At 70.4% G+C, this 1,941-nt stretch carries 1 protein-coding gene; it reads left to right on the top strand.

Translation table 11 applies throughout. The features are described from left to right. Window positions 1-21: 21 nt before the first annotated feature. The coding region (gene dxs, locus ACFOD4_RS19455; RefSeq protein ID WP_379599134.1) for a 1-deoxy-D-xylulose-5-phosphate synthase at window positions 22-1,941 on the top strand (1,920 nt) is incomplete at its 3' end.

Here is a 1,941-nt window from a genome sequence, read left to right on the forward strand (position 1 = left end):
CACCATCACCCGGAGGTCATGATGTCCGAGAGGAAGTTGAGGACGCCGTTGCTGGACCGGGTTGTGGAGCCGCGGGACCTGCGGAATTTTTCGGCGGAGCAGTTGCGTCAGGTGGCGGATGAGCTGCGGGCGGAGACGATTGACGCGGTGTCGGTGACGGGCGGGCATCTGGGGGCCAGCCTTGGCGTGGTGGAGCTGACGGTGGCGATCCACGCGGTGTTTGACACGCCGCGCGACCGGCTGCTGTGGGATGTCGGGCATCAGGCCTACCCGCACAAGATCCTGACCGGGCGGCGCGACCGCATCCGCACGCTGCGGCAGGGCGGCGGGCTGTCCGGCTTCACCCGTCGCAGCGAGAGCGAGTACGACCCGTTTGGCGCGGCGCACAGCTCGACCTCGATTTCGGCGGGGTTGGGCATGGCGGTGGCGCGCGACCTGAAGAACGCGGCGGGGGACGGGCCACGCGACGAGCGCAACGTGGTTGCGGTGATCGGCGACGGCGCGATGAGCGCGGGCATGGCCTATGAGGCGATGAACAATGCCGGCGCCATGAAGTCGCGGCTGATCGTGGTGCTGAACGACAACGACATGTCGATCGCGCCGCCGGTGGGGGCGATGTCGGCCTATCTGTCGCGGCTGATTTCCTCGCGCCCGTTCCTCAGCCTGCGCGAGGCGATGGCCAAGGTGGCGCGGCGCTTTCCGGCGCCGATCGAGCGGGCGGCGCGGCGGGCGGACGAGTTCGCGCGCGGGATGCTGACCGGCGGCACGCTGTTCGAGGAGATGGGGTTCTACTATGTCGGCCCGATCGACGGGCACAACATGGACCACCTCTTGCCGCTGCTGCGCAACCTGCGCGACGCGGAGGAGGGCGCGCCGGTGCTGCTGCACGTGGTGACGCAGAAGGGCCACGGCTACGCCCCGGCCGAGGCGGCGAGCGACAAGTACCACGCGGTGTCCAAATTCAACGTGGTGACGGGAACGCAGAGCAAGGCGCCGCCGGGTCCGCCGACCTACACCAAGGTGTTCGCCCAGGCGCTGATCGCCGAGGCGGAGGCGGATGAGCGGATCGTGGCGGTGACGGCGGCGATGCCGTCGGGCACCGGGATCGACGCGTTCGAGAAGCGTTTCCCCAAGCGGACCTTCGACGTGGGCATTGCCGAGCAGCACGCGGTGACCTTTGCCGCCGGCATGGCGACCGAGGGGATGAAGCCGTTTGTGGCGATCTACTCGACCTTTCTGCAGCGCGCCTATGACCAGGTGGTGCATGACGTGGCGCTGCAGAAGCTGCCCGTGCGGTTCGCGCTGGACCGCGCCGGGCTGGTCGGCGCCGACGGCGCGACGCATGCCGGAGCGTACGACATCGCCTATCTGGGCTGCATTCCCGAGATGGTGCTGATGGCCTCGGCGGACGAGGTGGAGCTGGCGCACATGGTGGCGACGGCGGCGGCCCATGACGAGGGGCCGACGGCGCTGCGCTTTCCGCGCGGCGAGGGGTTCGGGCTGGAAGCGGTGCCGGCGCGCGGCACGGTGCTGCCGATCGGCCGCGGGCGGGTGCTGCGCGAGGGCACCAGCATCGCGATCCTGAGCTACGGCGCGCGGCTGGCGGAAGCCTTGCGCGCGGCGGAGGAGCTGGCGGCGCGCGGGCTGTCCTGCACGGTGGCCGATGCGCGCTTTGCCAAGCCGCTGGACACGGCGCTGGCCGAGCGGCTGGCGCGCGGGCACGAGGTGCTGATCACGATCGAGGAAGGCTCGGTGGGCGGCTTTGGCGCGCTGGTGGCGCAGCACCTGGCCTGGCGCGGGATGTTCGATGCCGGGCTGAAGTTCCGCCCCATGTGCCTGCCCGACAGCTTCATCGACCACGACACCCCCAAGGCCCAGTACGACGCCGCCGGCCTGTCCGCCCGCAGCATCGTCGAAACCGCCCTCAACGCTCTGGGGCAG

This window comes from Teichococcus globiformis (assembly GCF_042646265.1).
In the GTDB taxonomy this organism is placed as follows: Bacteria; Pseudomonadota; Alphaproteobacteria; order Acetobacterales; family Acetobacteraceae; genus Pseudoroseomonas; species Pseudoroseomonas globiformis.